Below are 24,093 nucleotides of genomic sequence, written 5' to 3' on the forward strand. Positions count from 1 at the left end.
ATTAATATTTATTTTGGTTCTGTATAATAAATTTGAAGTTTTAATCTTTTGTCTTGGTTAGGCGTTGCGTTTCCATATAGAATGGTTCCTTCAGGAGAAACAACGGCACTTGACGGCACCTCTTTTATGCTAGGTTCCATTGGGTTTTGAAGTTTTTGGGTTGTACGGATTGTAACATTTTGTGAAACCATAATTCCCAAAGGCACATTTGTACTGTCTTTATTTATAAGATTGCTAATGTGACTCGTAATTTTCATTTTATAGAAGTTACCATTACCATCACTACCTCTTTCCAGTCTACCATAATGGTTGGTCAACGCGTTTATTGGTGCCAAACCATTGGTTGGATCTAATAAATAATCTGCTAAAATATTACTATTTTTAAGGTCGTAAATAAGGATTCTTTCAGGTTCTGTAACTCCGCCTACCATTAAATCTTGATTCACATAAAAGATTAGATTTGCCTCGTTGATAATCCATTTTTTACTTCTAAGTAACTCCAAATCATCTGCAACTCCATTATTGTCTAGATCTTTTCCGAAGAGTTCAACTACTGAAATAATTCCGTCCCCACCACGCAGGTAAAGATTTTCATCTCCAGTTTCTATATTGGGGTTTGCTATTGCAGTCTGTACTTCTTGAGATAGTTGATTTTGAAAGGTATTCACATTAATACCTCCAAAATTAAGCTTGAAAACATTACTTTTTTTCTCGCCTTCATTTTTTGAACTATAAAAGATCGTGACATTGGCATTCGCTGCGTCGAAAATGAAAAGGCTTCCATCATTGTCTACAGTGCTTACGTCAAAGTAAAGTCCTCTAATATAATTTTTGAAGTTATTGCTGTTGCGCAATTCTTCCTTTCCTTCCAAGGCTAGAAATTTATCTTGAAAAAAAGTGGAATCTAGTTTCACGCGCAATCCAGGACCAAGTTTCTCTTCATCATCTTTCCCTTTATTTAGAATAAATCCGCTATTGCTTGGAATAAAATTTTCTACAGAACCAAGTTCTTCGCCCCAATAACTTTGAAAGAGGGCACTTTGGTCCGTATAATAATTTTGAAATTCCTGAAATCCACTATTCGGGTCATAATCTCTTAAGAAATAATCTGACTTATAGATGTTTACGTTTATTGGCGCATTTCCATAGATAGAATCCAGCTCGTATGTGGTTGTACTATCCACTGTAGTTGCGGTACTAAAAAATGGTAAATACACGAAAACACTGTCTATTAATGCTGTGTCACCAAAGGTTGGATTGTTTTTTTCTAAAGTAAGCTGTGAAAGTAACTTTACGGTAGATTTTCCATAAACGGGATCGTTATAAACTCCTAATTGGTATGCGGGCAATCTGTTGCTCTGCACGGGTCCAAGTTTTCTGCTATAGGAAATAACTGTTTGCGAATCGTCTAAAATTCCATTTGGAATTTCATCTCCCAATAGTTCAGATCCAATTGTGCTAATATCTTCTTGACAAGAAGACATTGCAATAATCATAAACAAAATAGTGCCAGCTATAGGCAGCAAATTTTTAATTTTCATCTGCATGTAATATTTAATAAAGAGAAATATGGAATGCCCAATTTTTTCATTTTCGTTATTTCAGAAATGTTTAGGGGCATTTCATCAATTTTTTTATTTGTTTTGGTGAAACGTAAAGTATTCTATTTCAGCGTAAAAGATTGAAGAATTTATTTTAAAACTTTTTCGCTGTAAAAATCTAAATATGCCTGCGAAAAATTTTCCATATTGTGATATTTTAACACAGGTTTATCAATTGTGTTAAGATATTCCTCAAGCTCTTTTGGTATTTCCTCAGAACCAATGATTGCCGCGTCAGAATTTTCGATTGCTACCTTCATTAAGTTAACGTAGCTTGGGTCTTCTATCTTTGCAATGGCTTCGTCATCAATAGCGTCATATCTAAGTTTTTCAATGGTGTTTTTAGCTAACGTTCCATCAAAGCCTTGATTGTACACAGAGGTAACTATTTTACTATTTTCGAACAAAGGTTCATTGCCATAGTAGTTTCGTAGGTAAAGCGGTAAAAAGGAAGCCAACCATCCGTGAACGTGAATGATATCTGGCGCCCAGTTTAGTTTTTTTACGGTTTCAATAACTCCTTTGGCGAAGAAAATAGCGCGCTCGTCATTATCTTTATAAAAATTGCCGTCTTCATCTGCGTAGGTTGCTTTTCTTTTAAAGTAATCTTCATTGTCAATAAAATAAACTTGGATGCGCTCTTTTGGAATAGAAGCAACCTTGATTATTAAAGGCATATCAAGATCGTTTATCACCAGATTCATTCCAGAAAGGCGAATTACTTCGTGAAGTTGGTGTCTTCTTTCATTAATATTGCCGTAACGCGGCATAAAAATGCGGATCTGCCCACCGTTGTTGTTAATCATTCGTGGAGCTTCAAACGACATTGAAGAAATCTCGGTCTCAGGAAGATATGGTATTACTTCGGAAGACACATACAAGACTCTCTTATCTTTCATTTATAGGGATTTTAGGTATTATTTAGAAATGGCCCCAAAGCATCGGGGCTTTTAAAAACACGCAAAATTACGAAAATTTATGTAGATTGTCTTTATTATATTAGTTTTGCCCGCTCTTAACAAGATTTTATGGTAATATACACCCAGAAAGAAACATTGATACAGGCCTTGTCCTTCGCTAAGAAAAAGGACAAAATAGGTTTTGTGCCAACTATGGGTGCCTTGCATGAAGGACACATCTCGTTGATAAAGAAAGCTTTAGAAGAAAACGATTTAGTGGTCGTAAGTATTTTTGTAAACCCAACCCAATTTGATAATAGTGCGGATTTAAAAAAATATCCTCGCACAGCGGATGATGATATTTCGCTTTTAAAAAAATTGAAAGGCGAAGTAATTGTGTATTTACCAGAAGTTTCAGACTTATATGAAGATTCTGTTTCGGTAAAAAACTACAATTTTGGCGGCTTGGCAAATGAAATGGAAGGCAAACACCGAAGCGGACATTTTGACGGAGTTGGAACTATTGTAAATAAACTCTTCAGAATTGTGAAACCAAACGTGGCTTATTTTGGCGAAAAGGATTTTCAGCAATTACAAATAGTAAAAAAATTGGTTTCCATTGAAAACCTTCCTATAAAAATCGTAGGATGTCCCATTTTTAGAGAACTCAACGGACTTGCAATGAGTTCGCGCAACAAACGACTAACCGCAAAACAATTTGAAGAAGCAACAATCATTTATAAAACGCTGAAAGAAGTAAAAGAAAAATTTAGTTCAACTTCTATTGCAGATTTAAATGCTTTGGTTGCGGAACGGTTTTTGCAAAACCCAATAATGAATTTGGAATATTTTGAAATAGCCAACGAAAAAACGCTCAAAACTGCAAAACGAAAAAATAAAGCTTCAAAATACAGAGCTTTTATTGCAGCATTTGCGGGCGAAATTCGGCTAATCGATAATATGCCTTTAAATTAATATCTTTGCACCATGCAAATACACGTAGTAAAATCTAAAATTCATAGAGTAAAAGTTACAGGTGCCGATTTAAATTACATCGGTAGTATCACTATTGACGAAGATTTGATGGACGCGGCCAACATTATTGAAGGCGAAAAAGTCCAAATAGTAAACAACAACAACGGCGAACGTCTTGAAACCTACGCTATCCCAGGTCCGCGAAATAGTGGGGAAATCACCTTAAACGGTGCCGCCGCAAGACGCGTCGCTCCCGGCGATGTGCTTATTCTCATCACCTATGCGCTTATGGAACTTGAAGAGGCAAAAGCCTTCAAGCCTTCAATGGTTTTTCCAAACGAAGATACAAACCTACTCCAGTAAGTTGAGCCGCTCGCTTTCAAAATTTTTGCAAATTGCCATTCCGCTGGGATTGGGAGTTTTCTTGATTTGGTATATTTATCAATCCTTCACACCGCAACAACTTGAAGAAACTAAAAAATATTTTGCAGATGCAAATTATGGTTTTGTGTTGCTTTCCGTTGTATTTAGTGTTTTAAGCCATCTTTCACGATCATACCGTTGGAATTTTATGTTGGAACCTTTGGGCTATAAAACCAAACTGGCCAACAATTTCATGGCAATTTCTGTGGCGTATTTAATGAATATTTTTATTCCGAAAAGCGGCGAAGTTTCCAGAGGAATTATTTTAGATAAATATGAAAGCGTACCTTTTCAAAAAGGTTTTGGAACTATAATTTCTGAAAGAGTTGTAGATCTTATTTTCTTGTTATTTTTTACAGCTATAGCTTTGTTAATCAAGTTTGACGTGCTTTATGAGTACGTTATGGCAAGCATACCGCCATCGCTTTTATATGTTCTTATCTTTGGAATTGTTTTGATGGCCATAAGCATTCCATTGTATATTAAATTTTCAAAATCGAACATTAATAAGAAACTAAAAAGCTTTGTTATTGGTTTGAAGGAAGGCGTTTTCAGTATTTTAAAAATGAAGAAAAAAGGCGCTTTTCTTTTTCATACGTTTATTATTTGGGGGCTTTACTTGCTTTCTTTTTACACTGCGCTTCACGCACTTCCAGACACGATGAACGTTCCTTTTGGCACTATTATAATCACCTTTGTGGTGGGCAGTTTTACTTTTGCCTTTACCAATAGTGGCTTTGGAACCTATCCTGCTGCGGTTGCAGGTATCTTAACCGTTTTTGGTGTTGCCAAAACTGTAGGCACGGCCTTTGGTTGGATTGTTTGGATTTCAAACATTTCTTCCATTGTATTTTTTGGAGTGATTTCGTTAGTGCTACTTCCTGTCTATAATCGAAAACGACTGAAATTGTAATTTTTAGGATTATTTTTTTCTTCTGAAAAATCAAACAAATTCTAAATTTGTTATCTTTCCGATGATAAAAAATCCTCATCGATGAAAAAAATTCTGCTTTTGGCACTTTGCTGCTTCATTAATTACGCTTCTTTTTCACAAATTATTTATGAAGAATTCAAATCTGACAAGCTTGGAGAGACAAGACGTCTAAAAATTCAACTTCCCCGAAATTACGAGACCAATACCGAAAAAAAGTATCCAATCGTTTTAGTCTTGGATGCAGATTATCTTTTTGAGCCTGTGGCTGGAAATGTGGATTATTTTAGCTATTGGGAAGATATGCCTGAATCTATAGTTGTAGGGATTATGCAAGGTAATACTCGTTATGAAGACTGCGCTTATGACGACAAAACTTTTATGCCAGGCCAAAAAGGCGCCAGTTTTTTTGAATTTATTGGGACGGAACTAATACCATACATTGACAAAAAATATCGAACTGCAAAATTTATTGTTGGGGTTGGTCATGATTTTACAGCCAATTTTCTTAATTATTATCTCTTTAAAGATCCACCGCTTCTCAATGGATACATAAACCTCAGCCCAGATATGGCTCCGATGATGGAGGAACGTCTTGCGACGCGGATTCCACAAATCCCAGGGAAAATATTTTACTATTTAGCAACAGGATCAGATGATATCAAGGGGTTGATGGAAGCTGCGGAAGACTTAAATACGCAGCTAAAAGATGTGAAGAGTAAATCCTTCAACTATTATTATGATAATTTTGATGGTGCAACGCATTATTCCCTTGGAGGGCGGGGAATTCCGAATGCTTTGGAAAAAATGTTTTCAGTTTATAGACCTATTAGCAAAAAGGAATTTACGGAGGTTTTATTAAAAACGGATACGCCAATTAGCCAATATTTATTGGATAAGTACAAAGTGATTGAAGATCTATTTGGTATTACAAACAATATTCGGGTTAATGATTTTATAGCCACGGCCACTGCTGCTGAAAAACGAAAACAGTGGGAATCCTTACGCGAAATTGCAACTTTGGCCAAAAAGCAATATCCAGAAACTGTTCTTGGACCTTATTATTTGGGACGTTATTATGAAGAAATCGGGGAACCCAAAAAAGCAATGAAAATCTTTCAAGGCGCTTTTGATAAAGAAGAAGTAGATTTTATAACCATTGATAAAATGCTGGATAAGGCAGATAAGATTAAGACAGATTTTGGCTATTAAGCCTAAAGTTCCAGTATCGCGTTTTTGTGGAGATAAGCCCATGTACCAAGAGCATAATAGGAGTCATTTGATATTTCTAGTTTTATAGTAATATTGCTTCTGTGCTTTTCTACAGTGCGTTTTGAAATGAAGAGTTGCTCGGCAATTTCCTGGGTTGTAATTTGTTGGGCTATTAGTTTTAAAATAGTTTTTTCAGAAGAAGTTAAATTGTCTATTTTTTTCAATTCTTCAGAAACTATTCTTAATGAAGATGCTGCAAAAGATTTGCTGAAACATATTTGACCTTCCAGAACATTTTCAATACAATTTTCAATTTCAGAAAAAGAATCTTCCTTTAGCAGATAGCCGTTTATTTCAAGTGTTTTGGCCTGCAAGATATAGTCATTCTCTTTATAAAAAGAAAGTACAATAAATTTAGTGTCCACGTTTTTGTTCTTGGCTTTTTTTATGACTTCAAAACCATTTAGAATCGGCATATCTATATCTAAAAGAGCAATGGTTGGATTATGAGTTATTATAAGTTCTAGTGCTTGCTTTCCATTAATGCCTTGACCAACAACATTATAGTTGCTCTCTATGAGCTCATCGTGGAGCCCTTTAAGAATCATTGGGTGATCATCTGCAATTACGATGGTGATATTTGTTTTGACAATCATCTATATGGGGATAGTAAGTGTTACTGTGGTTCCTTTATTTATTTGACTTTTTATATCAATTTTTGAATGTAAAATTTTTGCCCGTTCCAACAAGGTTTTCATACCTAGGCTTGCACTGGTTCTTATTTTTTCAGAATTTTCAAAGCCTTTTCCGTTGTCGGAGATAGTTGCTTCGATGGTGTTTTTCTTTTTTTCAATAGTAACTGTAGCTGCTTTGGCTTCAGCGTGTTTTACCATATTATTCAAAACTTCTTGAATTATTCTATACAAATGTAAGGACGCATCCCTACTTAACAAAGTATCTATGTCTTCAATTTCGTGAGTGAAAAATATGTTTGTGTTGTTATCCACTTCATTAATCAGGTTTATAATGGCGGCGGTTGGCCCTAATCGCTCCAGGTTTGCGGGATGAAGTCCGCGGGAGATGGTTCGTAATTCTTCCAAAGTATTGGTGGCCAGAAATTCCATCTCAGGATTGCCAGTACTTTTGGTTTTCTTGGCTAGGAGCATTAATTTTTGTCCTACGCTGTCGTGTAATTCGCGAGCCACGCGGATTCGCTCTTCTTCTTGTCCTTGAATTAGGTTGTGTGTATAAGCTTCGTTTCGTTTTTTTTCTGCTTTGTTTCTGTAATAATAAATAAAGAAAAATAACAGCGTGCTAAAGGAAATTACAGAAGCCCAAAATATCCAAGTACGCCAAAAGGGAACGGTTATAGTAAATGAATATTCATAAGGGTTTTGTTGCCATAAGCCGTCTCCATTGTCTGCGGTAAACTCAAAAACGTAAGCTCCAGGAGGTAGATAAGAAAATACCACATTTGGGTCTTTTGTAGGTTGGGACCATTCGTCGCCATCCCGAAGTCCCTTCATTCGGTATTTGTAATATACATTTTCTGGGTAGGTGAAAGTGATTGCCTGCATTGAAAAACTTAAATAGTTTTTTTCATAGGGTAACATTATTCCCTTTTTTGTTCTATAAAGACTATCAATTAAGGGTTCTGAAAATAGGTGAACACCTCCTAAATCAATTTTTGGTGGCTTAGTGAGAGGCACATAAGCTGTTTCATCAAATACTAATAAACCGTCTAATGAAGATGCGAGTACTTTATCATCTTTAGTGACAAAAAGTGAATTAAAATCCACTTCATTTTTTAAAAAATTTGGAATGGTTTTATAGGTTTTGGCAATTACAGTGTCGTTCTTTAGTAAATTACCGAGATCTACTTTCATGAATAAATCTCTGCCAGCTAGCCACAAGTCATTGTTATCTACCTTAAGCGCTTTAAAACTTTTTAAGTTTTTAAAACGCTTCATATCATAAATTTTTGTTTGAAATTGACCGTCATCTAATTTAATATAATAAATCTTACTTTCACTTCCCGCGATAACCTCATTTTTGCTAACTGGATCAATGCTCCTAAAATTGAAATGTTCTGAGCGATTTAATCCTGGAATGGTATCTACTTTTATTCCATTTGTTTGGAATAGCCCAGAAACTTTACAAAGTATATAGCGATCTTCAATAGGCACAATGGCAATAGAACGATTTGTTTTTATAAAGTATGTAGCGTCTTTTGATAATACTTTTATTCTTTCAGTTTCAAAAAGAAACGTATATTTTTCATCTTTATAGAGCAGATTGTAGTATCCTTTATCAATCAATTTTTGCGAACCATTTGTAGACAGTTCCCTAACGTCTCCATTTGTGGTAAAAAGTAATGTATTGGCAGGAGTAACAAAAATATTCTTTACCTGAGTGTCTTTTACTAAGGTCTTTACTTCTTTGTTTTCTGAAATGGCGAGCAACCCATTATCTGTGGCCAAAATCATTTCATTATTCCAGTACGTTGCGGCATATGCAGATTTTGCGGGTAGGCCAAGCTCTTTTTTATAAACTTTGAAAGAAGTATCCCGAAAACGTATAATGCCTTCACCGTAACTTGTCATCCAGAAATTACCCTCCGTATCTTTTATAGTTCTATATATATAATTAGTTGGAAGGCCTTTACTTTCGTTTATTAATTCTAGATCTCCGGTTTTTTTATTAAAAATTCCTAAGCCATTCCCTTCTAAACTTAAATATAGTTGGTCTTCATTTTCTAAGTGGATGTTGTGTATGCGATTTTTATCAAAATCTTCTGGTTTAAATTTGTATTTGGTAAGAGTTTCATTTACAATTTTATAAAGTTCGCCATATGCTCCCACCCAAATGTTTTTGTTTTTATCCACAACCACTGAATAACAGATGTTATTAATGCCATTTTCTTGATTATAGATATTTTCAATTTTAAAAGGATTTAAAGTCATTTTAAAAATTCCTTTTCCGGTTGTCGCGATATAAATTGTATTGTTATCGTACCACGCAACATCTTCAAAATCACTAAACTCTGGTGTAAGAATACTATCTATTAGAACAGTAATTTTTCCATCAATGTACTTAGCAGCGCCACCAACACAAAATATATATATGGCACCATCTTCACCTTCTAAAAAACTTGTAACAATTCCTAAGTTTTTAAATTTTTCACTTTCAATATTAATTACTTTCCCGTTTTCAATAAAGCTTATCCCTTTATTGAAGGTTCCTACCCAAATACGTTCTTTGGAGTCTTCAAAAATACTAAAGCAAACATTGGAGGCTAGTCCATTTTCTATAGTATAGTTTGTAAAATTTTGGCCATCAAAACAACTTATGCCACTAACGGTAGATACCCATATTCTATGTTTGCTATCTTGTAGCATGTCTAAGGTTTCATTACTCACCAAACCTTCTTCTACCTTGTAATTTTTAAATTGGTATTGTTGCGCACTTAACACACCATTGCCAAAACATATAAGTAATAAGTAGAGTAATAGTGGTTTCATGAATAAACTGATAAAACAGTAAATATATTTATTTTAACAAAAGGATGTTGTGCTATTCAGGAATTGTTTGGAATAATAAAAATGTTTTTAATCCTATATTGAATAAGCTATTATTTTGTGAGAATGGAGTTTGCTAAAATAATTTTTGTCTTGTTTTCAGAAATTAGGGAGCACAGAAAATGATGTATCTTTACCTTTTCAATTATGGCCAAAACAAAATCAACCTTTTTCTGTCAAAATTGTGGTGCACAATTTGACAAATGGCAAGGACAGTGCAATTCCTGCAAAGAATGGAATACTATCGCAGAAGAAGTTATACAAAAAGCTGAAAAAGTAAGCTGGAAATCTTCCGAAAATACTTCAAAAAGAGTTTCGAAACCGCAACGAATTTCAGAAATTTCTACTCAATCTGAAGCGCGTTTAAATACAAAAAATAACGAATTAAACAGAGTGCTTGGTGGCGGTTTGGTTCCTGGTTCATTAACTCTTTTAGGCGGCGAACCCGGAATTGGAAAAAGCACCTTAATGCTTCAAATAGCATTGCAACTCCCTTATAAAACGCTTTATGTTTCAGGAGAGGAAAGCGCCCAGCAAATAAAAATGAGGGCAGAACGTATTCAACCCATTTCTGAAAATTGTTTCATTTTAACTGAAACAAAAACCCAGAATATCTTCAGAATTATTGAAGAAATTGAACCAGATATTGTGGTTATTGATTCCATACAAACCTTGCACACAGATGCCATTGAAAGCACTGCCGGAAGTATTTCTCAAATTCGTGAAGCTGCCGCGGAGCTAATAAAATTTGCAAAAGAAACCGCAACACCAGTCATTTTAATAGGTCACATTACCAAAGACGGAAACATCGCCGGGCCAAAAATTTTGGAACATATGGTAGATACCGTTTTGCAATTTGAAGGCGACCGAAACCATATTTACAGAATTCTACGCGCTAATAAAAACCGCTTTGGAAGTACTAATGAATTAGGTATTTACGAAATGCAGGGCAGTGGTCTACGCGAAGTTTCAAATCCTTCGGAAATATTAATATCGAAGAACGACGAAGATTTAAGCGGCACCGCAATTTCTGCAACATTGGAGGGAATGCGTCCGTTGATGATTGAAATCCAAGCTTTGGTAAGCAGCGCCGTTTATGGAACGCCACAACGAAGCGCCACAGGTTACAACGCAAAACGTCTGAATATGATTCTTGCCGTTTTGGAAAAACGAGCGGGTTTCAAACTGGGCGCAAAAGATGTTTTTCTAAATGTAACTGGCGGAATTACGGTTGACGATCCAGCAATTGATTTGGCTGTGGTTGCCGCCGTGCTTTCTTCAAACATAGACATTGCCATAGACAAACGTCTTTGCTTTGCCGCTGAGGTTGGTTTGGCAGGCGAAGTACGTCCCGTAACACGCGTAGAGCAGCGTATATTGGAAGCTGAAAAACTCGGTTTCACTTCTATTGTAATTTCGAAATATTGCAAAATTCCGAAGAACAATTTTCACATCAACATCATTAAAGTTGCGAAAGTACACGATGTGGTTCATCATCTTTTTGGTTGATTTTGGTATAATTTCTTTTACTTTGGAATCGCTATGAATTTGAGAATCCTTTTCACATTAATTCTTCTGGGAATACTAATTACAAGCTGTAAAGAAGAAATTCGAAAGGCAGCTGATATATTCGTGCAACCAACTGCACGCGAAGTTTACGAACGCAATTTTTCAAAAAATGATTCTCTTTTGCTTCAATGGAAAAAGGCTTTTGAAAACTCCAAGGAAGACAATATTCAAATTACGTTACCGTATTCTGAAAGTGGAATTTTTTCTGAAGAAAACTTCAACGTTTACAGTTATAATATGCAGTTGAAAGAAGGCGAACGTATTGTTGTTCAAGTTGAAAAACAACCCGATTCGGCTTCCGTTTTTATAGATCTTTTTCAGCAGAAAAGCGATTCTTTAAAAGTGTTTAAACTTGTAAAAAGTTCCGAAGCTAAAAGTGCTTCGCTTGCTTTCGAAATTGATAAATCTGCCGTTTATAAAGTTGTCGTTCAACCTGAAATGAAGCGACAAATTCCCTTCATTATTAAAATTTATGCAGAACCAATGTATTTTTTCCCCGTGAGCGGTGGGACTAATAAAAGTGTACAAAGTTTTTGGGCCGATCCTCGTGGCGAAGGAAGCCGTTCGCACGAAGGTGTAGATATTTTTGCAGCTAGAGGAACTCCAGTTGTTGCAGTTTCTGATGGTAGAATTACTTCAACCGGCGAACACGGTTTGGGTGGAAAACAAGTTTGGCTAATGGACGGAATTTTTGGTAAAAGAGTGTATTATGCACATCTGGACAGCATAGCCGTTACTACCGGGAAAAGAGTGAAAACTGGCGATACCCTCGGTTTTGTTGGCAATTCAGGCAATGCTATAACTACAGCGCCACATCTCCATTTTGGAATTTATAGAAAAAATGGAGCAGTAAATCCTTATCCGTATATAAAAATGGCGGATGTACAACAAGTGAAAGATATTTCAAAAGTTGTGAAAGGTTTTATCTTTAAAAACAGAGCCGAGCTGCACAAAGGTCCAGCTTCGGTTTTTGAACAATTAGCCACTTTAAAGAAAAATGATACCGTTTTGGTGCTTGGGAAAAATCAAGATTGGTTTCATATTCAAACACGTGATAGCTTGAAAGGTTTCATAAATCAATCATTTTTGAATGAACTTCCTTTGAATTAACTTTTTTTTAGACATAAGCGAAATTGCTTAATAGTATCTTTAGAATTCAATTCTAAAAAACTATCATGTCCATCTTTTCCAAAATAAAACAGACCCTTCATTTAATGAAAGATATTGATCTTGATGCACTAGGCAAACTTTCGCAAAAAGTAGATCTTTCCGAAATCATGAAAACCGTTGGTGAGCTCGACGATCGTCAATTGGCGGGTTTAATGAAAATGCTTAAACACAAAGGCGGGAAAAAAGGCCAACATAAACTTCCTCCTATCGATGGCGATTTCTATGATATGGCTTTAAAATTAAGCCCGCAGCAACGCGAACTTCAAATAAAAGTCCGCAATTTTATGGAGGACGAAATAAAGCCGATAGCCAATGAATACTGGAACAAAGCTGAGTTTCCGTTTCAAATTATTCCCAAAATGGCAGAATTAAATATTTGCGGACTTACTTATAAAGGTTACGGAACGCCAGACGAAAACTATGTGATGGAAGGTATAATAGCGATGGAACTTGCACGTGTTGACGTTTCTATTTCTACATTTTTTGGGGTTCATAGTGGTTTGGCAATGGGTTCAATTTATATCTGCGGAAGTGAAGAACAAAAACAAGAATGGCTTCCCAAAATGGCCAAAATGGAACTTATTGGAGCTTTTGGTTTGACCGAACCTGAAGTGGGTTCTGCAGTTGCTGGAGGTTTGGGAACAACGTGCAGACAAGAAGGCGATGAATGGGTTTTAAACGGACAAAAGAAATGGATTGGAAATGCAACATTTGCAGATGTGACCATCATTTGGGCACGTGACGAAGCTTCAGATCAAGTAAAAGGATTTTTAGTACGAAAAGGAAATCCTGGATTCGTAGCTGAAAAAATTGAAAACAAAATGGCCCTCCGCACCGTTCAAAATGCGTTAATTACAATGACTGATTGTCGTGTGCCAGAAAGTGATAGACTTCAAAAATGTGACTCTTTTAAAGATACTGCCAAAGTCTTAAGAATGACTCGTGCTGGTGTTGCTTGGCAGGCTGTTGGTTGCGCTCGCGGTGCTTATGAAGCGGCGCTGAAATACACAAAAAAACGTGAACAATTTGGAAAACCTATTGCTTCTTATCAATTAGTTCAGAATCATTTGGTAGAAATGGTTGCCAATCTAACAGCGATGCAAACATTGTGTTTTCGTCTTTCAGAATTGCAAGATGAAGGTTTGTTAACGGATGAACACGCTTCCCTCGCCAAAGTATTTTGCAGTATGAGAACCCGCGATGTGGTGAGTCAAGCTCGCGAAGTTATGGGTGGTAACGGAATTTTACTACAATATGATGTTGCTCGTTTTGTGGCAGATGCCGAAGCGATTTACAGTTATGAAGGCACCAAAGAAATTAACACCTTGATTGTAGGTCGTGCTATTACTGGATATAGTGCGTTTGTTTAAGTCAAGATTTAGCTTAAACCTTCTAGGTTTGAGTTTAATAATAGGGCGGGAAATTAATGAATTTTTGGATTTTCATTTAAAAGAAACCTGGAAAGTTTTTAGGGTGCCGGATTAGGGATTTGATTGTGCACCGCGTCAATTTCTTTCAAAATATCTTTGGAAAGCGAAACATGGACACTTCCAATATTTTCTGAAAGTTGTTTTATGGATGTTGCTCCAATAATTGGAGCCGTTACAAATTTCTTCTGAAGAATAAATGCTAATGATAATTGCGCGAAACTCAGATTGTGTTTTTTTGCAATTTCAAAATATTTTTCAGTTGCTTCAAAGGCTTGTTTGCTCGCATAGCGACTGTATTGTTTGAACTGATTGATTCGTGAATTTTCATTAGCCTTTCCGTTTAAATATTTTCCAGTGAGGGTTCCAAAACCTAAAGGCGAGTATGCCAAATACCCAATATTTTCTCGCTGAAGAATTTCACTCAAACCAATTTCATCTTTTCTATTCACCAAGTTATAAGGATTTTGAACGGAAGCAATCTTCAATTTTCCTTTTCGTGATTCTTCGATACAGCGCATTACTCCAAATGGTGTTTCGTTTGAAATCCCAATGTGTCTAATTTTTCCTGCCTGAACAAATTCTTCTAAATGCTGAAGTACTTCAGCAAAATTATCCTTCCAAGCTTCGTCTTCTTTGTGCGTATAATCAAGTTGCCCGAAATAATTGGTGTTGCGTTCCGGCCAATGAAGTTGGTATAAGTCGATATATTCAGTTTGCAACCTATTTAAACTTTTATGAATGGCATCTTCTAAAGATTTTTTACTAAAATCTAGCGGTTTCCGAATGTGATCCATATTTCGGCTCGGCCCCGCGATTTTTGATGTGATAATTAAATCTGTCCTATTCTTCTTTTTTGCTAACCAATTTCCAATGAAAGTTTCTGTTTTTCCTTGCGTTTTTGGGTTTGCGGGAACTGGATACATTTCTGCACAATCTATAAAATTGATTCCTTTATCAATGGCGAAATCGAGTTGCTCGTGGGCTTCAGTCTCATTATTTTGTTGGCCCCATGTCATGGTGCCTAGACAGAGTTTGCTGATTTTTATATTTGTATTTGGTAGTGTTGTGTATTTCATATTTATTTTCCGCGAAGGCGGGAATCTTTTAATTAAATTAGATGAAGAGACCTAACAGGTTTCTAAAACCTGTTAGGTCTGACTTACTTGCCCGAAAAAAAACTCTATTGTATAATCTAAATATTCTGGCTGCGTAATACCTTCGGAATAAAAGATATTTTCTTTCTGATTGTATCTTTTTAAGTAAGCTTGATTAATTTGTTTTTGAATTGGTGCAGTTGCATCAAGTTTTTCCCCTTTTACATTTATCACTTTTTCTCCATATTTTAATTGACCAACACCTTTTTCAAGAAAAGCTGTGAACCAACTTCTGGCGCTTTTGTTCCAACTTCTGGCAAAAACACGGTTATTTACTGAAACTACCCAAATTTCCAAGAAATTATCTCTTTCGGTTCCACCTTTTATTTCGGTGTAATTATGGGTTGCTAAGTGCGCATAAAACTCTTCTGGGAAATTCATGTTTTTATTAATTGTGAAAAGACCCTAAAGGTTTTAAAAACCTTTAGGGTCTAAATCCTATTAAAATTCTAACTCCACCAAAAGCGGGCAATGGTCACTGTGCATCGCTTCGGGTAATATCACAGCGCGTTTTAGGTTTTCTAGCAATGGTTGCGAAACTAAATTATAATCTATCCGCCAACCTTTATTGTTGTTTCTGGCGTTTGCGCGATAGCTCCACCAAGTATAATTGTCTGGCTCTTTATTGAAATGACGAAAGCTATCAATAAACCCACTTTTCATAAACCCATCCAACCATTCTCTTTCAACAGGTAAAAAACCAGAAACGTTTTTTAGTCTAACAGGATCGTGAATGTCAATGGCTTCGTGACAAATGTTGTAATCGCCGCAGATAACCAAGTTAGGAATTTCTTTTTTTAAATTATCAATATACTTCTTAAAATCGGCCATGTAAGTGAACTTATGTTCCAAACGGGCAATGTTTGTTCCACTTGGCAAATACAGGCTCATCACTGAAACATCATCAAAATCCACGCGAATGTTTCTTCCTTCATAGTCCATATATTCAATGCCAGTGCCGTATTCAATGTGATTTGGTTTTATTTTTGAAAAAATTGCAACGCCACTATAGCCTTTTTTTGTGGCGCTGTACCAATAATGATAGGGATAGCCTGCTTTTTCAATTTCTTCAACTTCTACTTGGTCAAAATTGGCTTTGGTTTCTTGAAGACAGATTACGTCTGGGTTTGCAGCTTGTAGCCATTCAATAAATCCTTTGCGCATTGCAGCGCGGATTCCGTTTACGTTATATGATATTATTTTCAAATCTTAAAGAATTAGTGCTTTGTGGCCTCTGTGCCTCTGTGGTTTTTATTTTCACCAAAAAGACATAGAGTACGCAGAGAGATTTTGCGTTGCTAAAGTAAATAAGATTGTATTTTTACCCTAAAAATTTCCCAAAAGGTTATCATAAAATAACCGACAAAATAAAAACACAATCGTTCAGTTTTATAGTTAATGAAGTTATACCTGCTCGTTTTTATCTTTTTTATTGCCGTCACTGGCTATGCGCAGGATATTACTTCAAATTACAAAGAGAAAAAAATTGCTTTAAAAGATACAGTGGTTATAGATAGCGCAGGTATCAACCCGAAAAGTTTTCAAATAAGTGATAAAGACGGTAATTCGCCGGATCCTTTTAGCTATCGGATAGATTTCAAAAAGGGTATTATTATTTTTTCTGAAGAATTACAACAGCAACAAGATTCGCTAACCATTCAATATTTACAATATCCAAATTTTTTGACGCGGGATTATTTTGCACTTGATCCTAAAATTATAGTTGAAAATACTGGAAAAATTGACAAACTATATTCGTTGCAAGAAAGCACCAATCAAAACATTTTCACACCTTTTGATGGTTTGAATACTTCGGGAAGTATTTCAAGAGGAATTACGATTGGAAACAATCAAAATGCAGTTGTAAACAGTGAACTAGACCTTCAAATCACAGGAAAATTGAGCGATAAGGTTTCCATTCGCGCCTCCATTCAAGATGCAAATATTCCAACTCAAGAAGGCGGTTATTCACAAAGTTTAAATGAATTTGATCAAATTTTCATCGAACTTTTCGGCGAAAATTGGAACATTCGTGCGGGAGATGTTGACCTTCAAAACAACAATAGTTACTTTGGAAGATTTACTAAAAAAGTGCAAGGAATCTCGCTTGGCGGAACCTTTAATAATGAAGACGGCTCCAAAATCTCGACTTTTGCCGCTGGTGCTTTGGTGCGTGGCGTTTTTTCAAAAAGTGAATTTATTGGTCAAGAAGGAAATCAAGGGCCGTATAAATTAATTGGTCCCAATGGCGAACTCTATATTTTGGTGGTTTCCGGAAGCGAACGGGTTTACGTAAACGGCTTGCTTTTACAACGTGGTGAGAACGAGGATTACGTAATAGATTACAACGCTGGCGAAATAAAATTCAACCCAACCTACCCAATAACCAGCAATATGCGGATTTCGGTGGAATATCAATATACTGATAGAAGTTACACACGCTTTATTGGCTACGGTGGCGGAAATTATACAAGTGAAAATCTAGATTTGGGCGTTTATGTTTATTCGGAAAGCGATGCGAAAAATCAGCCTTTACAACAAAACCTGACCGAAGAACAAGTGGCCATTTTAAAGGCCGCCGGTGATAATAGAGATTTGATGAGCGCCCCTTCAGCCGTTCCAGATACTTACTCTGAGAATAAAATTCTTTATAAAAAAGAAGTGATAAATGGCGAAACGGTTTTCGTATTTTCCAATAATCCTGAGGATGAACTTTTCAGCGTGCGTTTTTCAATTGTTGGCAATAACAACGGAAATTATAGAATTAGCGACAACAACGCCATAAGCCGTATTTTTCAATATGTTGCTCCCGTAAACGGTATTCGGCAAGGCAATTATGAGCCAATTATTCGTTTAAATGCTCCAATAAAATTACAAGTTGGCGGTTTAAATGGAAGTTATCATCCTTCGGAGAAGACTAAAATAGATTTTGAAATTGCAGGCAGCCAAAACGATTTGAATCTTTTCAGTGATATTGATAACGGTGACAACGACGGTTTTGCGGGAAGATTAGCCTTCAACCAACGCGTTTTAACCACGTCAGATACACTAAAAGTAGAAGCTTTTGGATCGTTGGATTTTGTGCAAAATAATTTCAGAACCGTTGAAAGACTTTACAATATTGAATTTAACCGTGATTGGAACCTTCTCAATCCAAAAGGAAATCAAAGTTTTGTGATCTCGGGAGTTGAGGTTTCAAAACCAAAAATAGGTGGTGGGCGTTATGAATTTCAAAATTTGAATTATTCTGAAAATTTCAACGGAACGCGGCACGTAATCTCTTCAGCAATAAAACTGAAAAAATTAAGATTTCTAACCTACGGAAGTCTTTTAAATAGCAAAGCAGATTCAATTTCCTCGAAATTTTTTAGACTAAATAACACCACAACCTATTCTTTAGAAAAAGCTTGGGTTGGTGGAAAAGTGGCTTTGGAAGACAATCAAATTAAAGATGTTTCCCGCGATAGTATTTCGCCAATAAGTCAAAAATTTAGTGCTTTTGAAGTGTTTTCAGGAATAGGGGATAGCACAAAAGTTTTTGTGGAAGCGGGTTATCAATTTCGGGTGAATGATAGCGTCCGTAACAATTTGCTTCAAAAGGTGAATTCGTCAAATACCTATTACTTAAAATCGCAACTTATAAATACTGAAAACACGCAACTTTCCGCTTTTGCGAATTATAGAACTTTAAAGTTTGAGCCTAATACTGGCACCGGGTTTAATCCTAACGACTCGCTTCCTGTGATAATTAATAAACGGGAAACCGAACGGTCACTTAGTTCACGAATTATTTACAATCAGGCGTTGTTTGATGGAGGCATTCGTTGGAACACGGCTTTGGAATCTAACAGCGGAGTAATTCCGCAGCAAGAATTTACATACATTAAAACCGATCCGGGACAGGGAGTTTACACTTGGATTGACTACAATAACAACGGAATTCAGGAATTGGAAGAGTTTGAAATTGCACAATTCCAAGATCAAGCAGAGTATATTCGAATCCTACTTCCCAACCAAATATTTTTGAAAATTAGGCAGAATAAATTCAGTCAAATTTTAACGCTGAATCCCCAAAAATGGTCTGATAAGGAAGGATTCAAAAAAGTGCTTTCACATTTTTACAATCAAACTTCCTACGTTTTGGATCGAAAAGTGAAGCGAAAAAGTGATGGATTTAATATAAATCCGTTTAAAGATGGAGGCGATGACCAGTTAGGATTGACCTTAAATTTTAGAAATGCGCTGTTTTTTAACCGCGGAAAACAGCGTTATACCACGAGCTATACTTATATATCTACATCTAGCGATAACTTGCTGGCCGTGGGTTTACAACGAAATCAGTTAGAAAGTCATCAACTTAATTTCAACCATAAGTTTTTGGAAAGTTGGCTGCTGAATTTGAAAGGTGCTAAAGGCAGTAATGAAAGTCTTTCAGAGAATTTTGCTAACCGAAATTATCTTTTGAACAAATATGAATTCAACCCTAAACTTTCCTATTTATTCAGTCAGCAAGCGCGTTTCGATGTATTTTATGAATTCGCAAACCAAGAAAACCAATTGGGCAACTTGGAAAAGTTGAACCAACAAACTATTGGTTTTTCCTTCGCATATACTAATGCTGAAAAAATTTCCTTTAACGGTGAATTTAATTATATAGACAACAAATTTGAAGGCAGTCCCTTTTCACCAGTGGCTTACCAAATGTTAGAAGGTTTGCAGCCGGGAACTAATTTTACTTGGCGGTTACTTTTTCAAAAACGGATAACAAAATATTTGGATGCAAATCTTTCGTATTTTGGAAGGAAAAGTGAAACTACAAAAACCGTGCATACGGGAAGTTTGCAGTTGCGGGCGTATTTTTAATTTTTGTATCTTCATAAATCATATAAACTTCTAAAAATGTTTTCAAAAATAGGGATCATAATTTTTTCGTCAATCATATTTTCTTGCGGCGTTGGGCAAAATCAATCACAAAATATTGAAACAAACAGTCCTGCAGAAATTGAGGCCAAAAAAATCTACAATAAAGCAAAAATGGCGGAAGGTTATTTGCCAGGCAGAATTATATATTCAGAATTGGCGGATGATTGTGAATACACCATTCAACTAAAAGATGGCGAAAAGGATTTTTACTATGTTGATCCAATAAATTTGAATGAAAATTTTAAAAGAAATGGACAAACCGTTTGGGTAAAATTTGGAGGATTGGGACGTATGAACCGCTGTGAAAAAGCCGCTCCCGTAAGTATTATTGAAATAGAAAATCGTGATGAATAAGATAAAAGCTGAATACGTTCTTCATTTTATAAACGTCTTTTTTTTATCACAAAATATCTCTAAAATCTAAGTTGAAACAGCTAGTTTTTGTATCTTCAAAATTCATTTTAAAACCTAACGGAATGATTTTAAAGACAGCCTTCGCAATTTTTTCAACACTGATCCTTTCCTGTGGCACCGCAGAAAAGCAAAAGCAAACTAATACTACTTCCCAAACAACTTCTGAAACAACATCCACCACGGTAACTACGACAAATAATGAAATAATGAATTCACAAAAAATGAAGGCTGCTGGATATAAGTTGGGAACCATTGAATATTCTGACAGAGAAGGCGATTGTCCTTATACTATAAAAATGATGAGTGATGCTAAGGAATTTTATTATTTGGATCCAACCAATTTAGAAGAAAACTACAAAAAGGATGGTCAAAAAGTTTGGATAAAATTCAATGGTCTTCGAAGAATGAATCGTTGTGAAAAGGCTAATCCAGTGGAATTAGTTGATATAAAAAAAGGAAAATAAATTAATATTTTCCTTTTCAGTTTATAAAATTAACAGCTTACAAAATTATTAAGAAATCCAATTCTTGAATGAAATGGTTTCCTTCATTTTTTCAGAAATTTCTTCAATTTTAATACGTTCCTGTTCCATTGAATCTCTATAACGGATAGTAACGGTATTATCCTCTATAGTTCGGTGATCCACGGTTATACAGAACGGTGTTCCAACGGCATCTTGGCGACGGTAACGTCTTCCAACGGCATCTTTTTCATCATAAATCACGTTGTAATCCCACTGCAAATCGTCAATTATTTTTTGTGCGATTTCTGGCAAACCATCTCTTTTTATCAATGGTAAAACAGCTGCTTTTACGGGTGCTAAAATTGCTGGAAGTTTTAAAACGGTACGAATGCTTCCGTCTTCTAAAGTTTCATCTTGAAGTGAATTACTCAAAACGGCAAGGAACATTCTGTCCAAACCGATAGAGGTTTCAACTACATAAGGTACGTAGCTTTCATTCAATTCGGGATCAAAAAATTGTAATTTTTTACCGGAAAATTTTTCGTGTGCTTTTAAATCGAAATCGGTTCTGGAGTGAATTCCTTCCAATTCTTTAAAGCCGAAAGGAAAGTTAAATTCAATATCTGCAGCAGCATTTGCGTAATGTGCTAATTTTTCATGGTCGTGAAAGCGGTAGTTTTCTGCTCCCATACCTAAAGAAAGATGCCAATTTAAACGGGTTTTTTTCCAGTATTCATACCATTTCATTTCATCACCTGGACGCACAAAGAATTGCATTTCCATCTGCTCAAATTCGCGCATACGGAAGATGAATTGGCGGGCCACAATTTCGTTTCTAAAAGCTTTTCCAGTCTGCGCAATTCCGAATGGAATTTTCATCCTTCCGCTTTTTTGCACATTTAAGAAGTTTACAAAAATACCTTGAGCGGTTTCCGGACGAAGGTAAAGATCCATCGCGCTTTCTGCGGAAGCTCCCAATTTTGTTCCGAACATCAGGTTGAATTGTCGCACCTCAGTCCAGTTTTTTGAACCGGTTTCAGGATCTGCTATTTCAAGTTCATCAATCAAAGCTTTTACATCGGCAAGATCTTCGTTTCCTAAAGATTTGCCCATTCGCTCTAAAATTCTTCGGTTTTCGGCTAGATAATTAATAACGCGCTCGTTTGTTGCGCAATACTGTTCTTCGTCAAAACTTTCGCCAAAACGTTTTCTGGCTTTTTCAATTTCTTTTTGAGCTTTTTGATAAATTTTTTCGGCGTGATCTTCAATAAGAACATCGGCGCGATATCTTTTTTTGGAATCTTTATTGTCTATCAACGGGTCGTTGAAAGCATCAACGTGGCCAGAAGCCTTCCAAGTTGTGGGATGCATCAATATTGCAGAATCTATTCCCACAATATTCTGGTGCATATATACCATACTGCGCCACCAATATTCCCGAATGTTTTTCTTTAGTTCTACACCGTTTTGAGCGTAATCATAAACGGCGCTTAAACCGTCGTAGATTTCGCTAGATGCAAAAATATAACCGTACTCCTTTGCGTGGGAGACTACTTTTTTGAATTGATCTTCATTGTTTGCCATAGCGCAAAAATAGGAAATTCCCCCAACTCCCAAAGGTGGAGATTGTTTTTTCCAAAGAAAAAGACCATCACATTTAATGCGATGGTCTTTTAAAATAATTTAATTTCTCTTTTATTAGAATAGTAGCCTATTTAAGCTCCATAGTAGTCGTTCCAATTTGGGAAGGACCGTCAAAAAGATTGATGGTGTATCTTCCTTCAACGAGGTTTGTTTCTGATGCATTTACAAGAATACAAACATCCAGTTCATCATTTTCATAGAAAACATTTGTAGAGGCGCTATAATTTAGGTTTGTGTCCTCAAATTGCTTTACGGTATTGTCACCCATCATTTTACCTTTTGGATTTACTACTTGAACGTAAAGTATTCTATCACCTTTTTTGGCAATGGTATTAGGAGCTAATGTAAAGCAAGCTCTGATTTTATCTGCTCTGCTGGAACGTTTTGTGTCAACAACTTTACCACTATTTCTAATAATAACGGCTTCTCCACGAAGATCTGTGGCTTTAACGATAGAACCTTTTTTAATGGTTTCGTTCATCGCCATGTTTTCTTGGTTCACTGAATCTACAACCATCCTAGTATTGCTTAATTCAGTATAGGTGCTATCACGCTCCATTGCCAGTTGTTTGTTGGCAGCTATTAAGCTATCGGCACGTTTAAAGAGCATAACGCGCTCTTGTTTAAGTCTGCCTACTTCAGCTTTATATCTTTCAATCAATCCAATATTCGCTTTTGCGCCTTTAACAGAGTCTAAAAGCACTGTAATTCTTTCTCGTGCAGCTAGTAAATCTTTATCTTTAAGCTCGTTATCCTTTATTACTTCATCATAATTAGCAATAAGACCTTGCAATTCCTGTTCAATATCTGCTTTTTGCGTTTCTAGATTTGAAACCGTAGATTTATTGTCGTTGAATAATGTTACGGTATAAACCGCTAACGCTATTAACAAAACAGAAAGAACTCCAATCAGGATCTTGAATTTGCCGCTATTATTTTCGTTTTCAGTACTCATAGTTAATAAGTTAAGTTTAAGCGACAAATGTAGGTAGGTATTTCTTTAACAAACGTTTACAAAATGGTAAAAATTCTTAAAATATGTTAAATCTACTATTTCCGAAAGTTTGTGTTGGGTGTAAAGAACTGCTTCTTAAGGGAGAGGAAACGCTCTGTATGGATTGTATTCACTCGCTTCCAGTGGCTTCCTTCCACAAAACAGACAGTGAAATGTTGAAAGATAAATTCTATGGAAGATTTTTAGTAAAAAACGCCACAGCCCTAGTTTATTTTCAAAAAAGGGGCCTTACACAGGAATTATTACACAATTTAAAATACCGAGGGAAGAATGAAGTGAGCTATTTCTTCGGAAAATGGCTAGGAGCGGAATTAGCTGAAAATTCTGCTTATAATGAAATAGAAATGGTAATTCCAGTACCCTTGCATAAACAAAAGCTGAAGAAACGCGGCTACAATCAAGTGGAAGGCTTTGGAAAAGAAATTGCTTTAGCTCTAAATGTTCCGTATCGGGATGATGTTTTGATAAAAATTTCCAAATCAGGATCACAGGTTTTTAAAACAAGAATCCTTCGTTTTGAAGCTGAAGAAGAATTTACTGTTCAAAATATTGAAGCAATTAAAGACAAACATATTTTGTTAGTAGATGATATTATTACCACCGGCGCCACGCTGGAAAAATGTGGATTACAATTGCTGAAAGGCGAAAACGTGAGTATCAGCATTGCCACAATTGCAACAACCTAAAGTAA

General features: G+C 35.9%; 20 protein-coding genes. 11 read left to right on the plus strand and 9 right to left on the minus strand.

Going from position 1 to position 24,093, the window contains the following annotated elements; genetic code table 11:
• Positions 1-8: 8 nt before the first annotated feature.
• Together bamH and AEQSU_RS06760 are read right to left on the minus strand one after the other, a co-directional pair.
• The gene (bamH, locus tag AEQSU_RS06755) at positions 9-1,541 is read right to left on the minus strand and encodes a BamH family beta-barrel-assembly machinery protein (protein ID WP_014782115.1); all 1,533 of its coding nucleotides are present in this window, start codon (positions 1,539-1,541) and stop codon (positions 9-11) included.
• Between the two features lie 149 nt (positions 1,542-1,690).
• On the minus strand, positions 1,691-2,500 hold the full coding sequence (locus AEQSU_RS06760) for a glycogen/starch synthase (RefSeq protein ID WP_014782116.1): 810 nt from the start codon (positions 2,498-2,500) through the stop codon (positions 1,691-1,693).
• A 129-nt stretch (positions 2,501-2,629) separates the two neighbouring features.
• Here AEQSU_RS06760 and panC point away from each other — a divergent pair, with 129 nt between their 5' ends.
• The 4 genes from panC (at position 2,630) to AEQSU_RS06780 (ending at position 6,041) form a co-directional block, all read left to right on the plus strand.
• Complete coding sequence (panC, locus tag AEQSU_RS06765; RefSeq protein ID WP_014782117.1) at positions 2,630-3,475, plus strand: pantoate--beta-alanine ligase; 846 nt, start codon at positions 2,630-2,632, stop codon at positions 3,473-3,475.
• Between the two features lie 12 nt (positions 3,476-3,487).
• Positions 3,488-3,838, plus strand: coding sequence for an aspartate 1-decarboxylase (panD, locus tag AEQSU_RS06770; RefSeq protein WP_014782118.1), 351 nt, complete (start codon positions 3,488-3,490; stop codon positions 3,836-3,838).
• A gap of 1 nt (position 3,839) precedes the next feature.
• Complete coding sequence (locus tag AEQSU_RS06775; RefSeq protein ID WP_042491735.1) at positions 3,840-4,811, plus strand: lysylphosphatidylglycerol synthase transmembrane domain-containing protein; 972 nt, start codon at positions 3,840-3,842, stop codon at positions 4,809-4,811.
• Between the two features lie 81 nt (positions 4,812-4,892).
• Entirely contained in the window at positions 4,893-6,041 is a 1,149-nt protein-coding gene (locus tag AEQSU_RS06780; protein WP_014782120.1) for an alpha/beta hydrolase, read from the plus strand.
• A 2-nt stretch (positions 6,042-6,043) separates the two neighbouring features.
• Here the strand turns inward: AEQSU_RS06780 and AEQSU_RS06785 are convergent, their stop codons facing one another.
• Both AEQSU_RS06785 and AEQSU_RS06790 read right to left on the minus strand, forming a co-directional pair.
• Positions 6,044-6,697, minus strand: coding sequence for a response regulator (locus tag AEQSU_RS06785; protein WP_014782121.1), 654 nt, complete (start codon positions 6,695-6,697; stop codon positions 6,044-6,046).
• Positions 6,698-9,562, minus strand: a complete 2,865-nt coding sequence (locus AEQSU_RS06790) for a sensor histidine kinase (protein WP_014782122.1) — start codon at positions 9,560-9,562, stop codon at positions 6,698-6,700.
• A 204-nt stretch (positions 9,563-9,766) separates the two neighbouring features.
• Between AEQSU_RS06790 and radA the strand changes: the two genes are divergently transcribed.
• The 3 genes from radA (at position 9,767) to AEQSU_RS06805 (ending at position 13,728) form a co-directional block, all read left to right on the plus strand.
• Positions 9,767-11,128, plus strand: coding sequence for a DNA repair protein RadA (radA, locus tag AEQSU_RS06795; protein ID WP_014782123.1), 1,362 nt, complete (start codon positions 9,767-9,769; stop codon positions 11,126-11,128).
• A 33-nt stretch (positions 11,129-11,161) separates the two neighbouring features.
• The gene (locus AEQSU_RS06800) at positions 11,162-12,298 is read left to right on the plus strand and encodes a M23 family metallopeptidase (protein WP_014782124.1); all 1,137 of its coding nucleotides are present in this window, start codon (positions 11,162-11,164) and stop codon (positions 12,296-12,298) included.
• Positions 12,299-12,363: 65 nt separating this feature from the next.
• Positions 12,364-13,728 carry an acyl-CoA dehydrogenase family protein gene (locus AEQSU_RS06805; RefSeq protein ID WP_014782125.1) on the plus strand — a complete coding sequence of 455 codons (1,365 nt, stop codon included), beginning with the start codon at positions 12,364-12,366 and terminating at the stop codon, positions 13,726-13,728.
• A gap of 98 nt (positions 13,729-13,826) precedes the next feature.
• Here the strand turns inward: AEQSU_RS06805 and AEQSU_RS06810 are convergent, their stop codons facing one another.
• The 3 genes from AEQSU_RS06810 to AEQSU_RS06820 form a co-directional block, all read right to left on the minus strand.
• Entirely contained in the window at positions 13,827-14,864 is a 1,038-nt protein-coding gene (locus AEQSU_RS06810) for an NADP(H)-dependent aldo-keto reductase (RefSeq protein WP_014782126.1), read from the minus strand.
• 72 nt (positions 14,865-14,936) lie between these two features.
• Positions 14,937-15,323, minus strand: a complete 387-nt coding sequence (locus AEQSU_RS06815; protein WP_014782127.1) for a DUF2255 family protein — start codon at positions 15,321-15,323, stop codon at positions 14,937-14,939.
• Between the two features lie 60 nt (positions 15,324-15,383).
• Positions 15,384-16,148, minus strand: coding sequence for an exodeoxyribonuclease III (locus AEQSU_RS06820; protein ID WP_014782128.1), 765 nt, complete (start codon positions 16,146-16,148; stop codon positions 15,384-15,386).
• Between the two features lie 192 nt (positions 16,149-16,340).
• Here AEQSU_RS06820 and AEQSU_RS06825 point away from each other — a divergent pair, with 192 nt between their 5' ends.
• The 3 genes from AEQSU_RS06825 (at position 16,341) to AEQSU_RS06835 (ending at position 20,743) form a co-directional block, all read left to right on the plus strand.
• Entirely contained in the window at positions 16,341-19,805 is a 3,465-nt protein-coding gene (locus AEQSU_RS06825) for a hypothetical protein (protein WP_014782129.1), read from the plus strand.
• Between the two features lie 36 nt (positions 19,806-19,841).
• Entirely contained in the window at positions 19,842-20,219 is a 378-nt protein-coding gene (locus AEQSU_RS06830; protein WP_014782130.1) for a hypothetical protein, read from the plus strand.
• Between the two features lie 122 nt (positions 20,220-20,341).
• Complete coding sequence (locus AEQSU_RS06835; protein ID WP_014782131.1) at positions 20,342-20,743, plus strand: hypothetical protein; 402 nt, start codon at positions 20,342-20,344, stop codon at positions 20,741-20,743.
• Positions 20,744-20,791: 48 nt separating this feature from the next.
• On the opposite strand, the gene AEQSU_RS06840 is transcribed toward AEQSU_RS06835, so the two are convergent.
• The gene (locus AEQSU_RS06840; protein WP_042492362.1) at positions 20,792-22,327 is read right to left on the minus strand and encodes a glycine--tRNA ligase; all 1,536 of its coding nucleotides are present in this window, start codon (positions 22,325-22,327) and stop codon (positions 20,792-20,794) included.
• Positions 22,328-22,454: 127 nt separating this feature from the next.
• Positions 22,455-23,342, minus strand: coding sequence for a hypothetical protein (locus AEQSU_RS06845; RefSeq protein WP_014782133.1), 888 nt, complete (start codon positions 23,340-23,342; stop codon positions 22,455-22,457).
• Positions 23,343-23,425: 83 nt separating this feature from the next.
• On the opposite strand from AEQSU_RS06845, the gene AEQSU_RS06850 reads away from it, so the two are divergent.
• The gene (locus tag AEQSU_RS06850; RefSeq protein ID WP_014782134.1) at positions 23,426-24,088 is read left to right on the plus strand and encodes a ComF family protein; all 663 of its coding nucleotides are present in this window, start codon (positions 23,426-23,428) and stop codon (positions 24,086-24,088) included.
• The last annotated feature ends 5 nt before the right edge of the window (positions 24,089-24,093 follow it).

It is taken from the genome of Aequorivita sublithincola DSM 14238 (assembly GCF_000265385.1).
Lineage (GTDB): Bacteria > Bacteroidota > Bacteroidia > Flavobacteriales > Flavobacteriaceae > Aequorivita > Aequorivita sublithincola.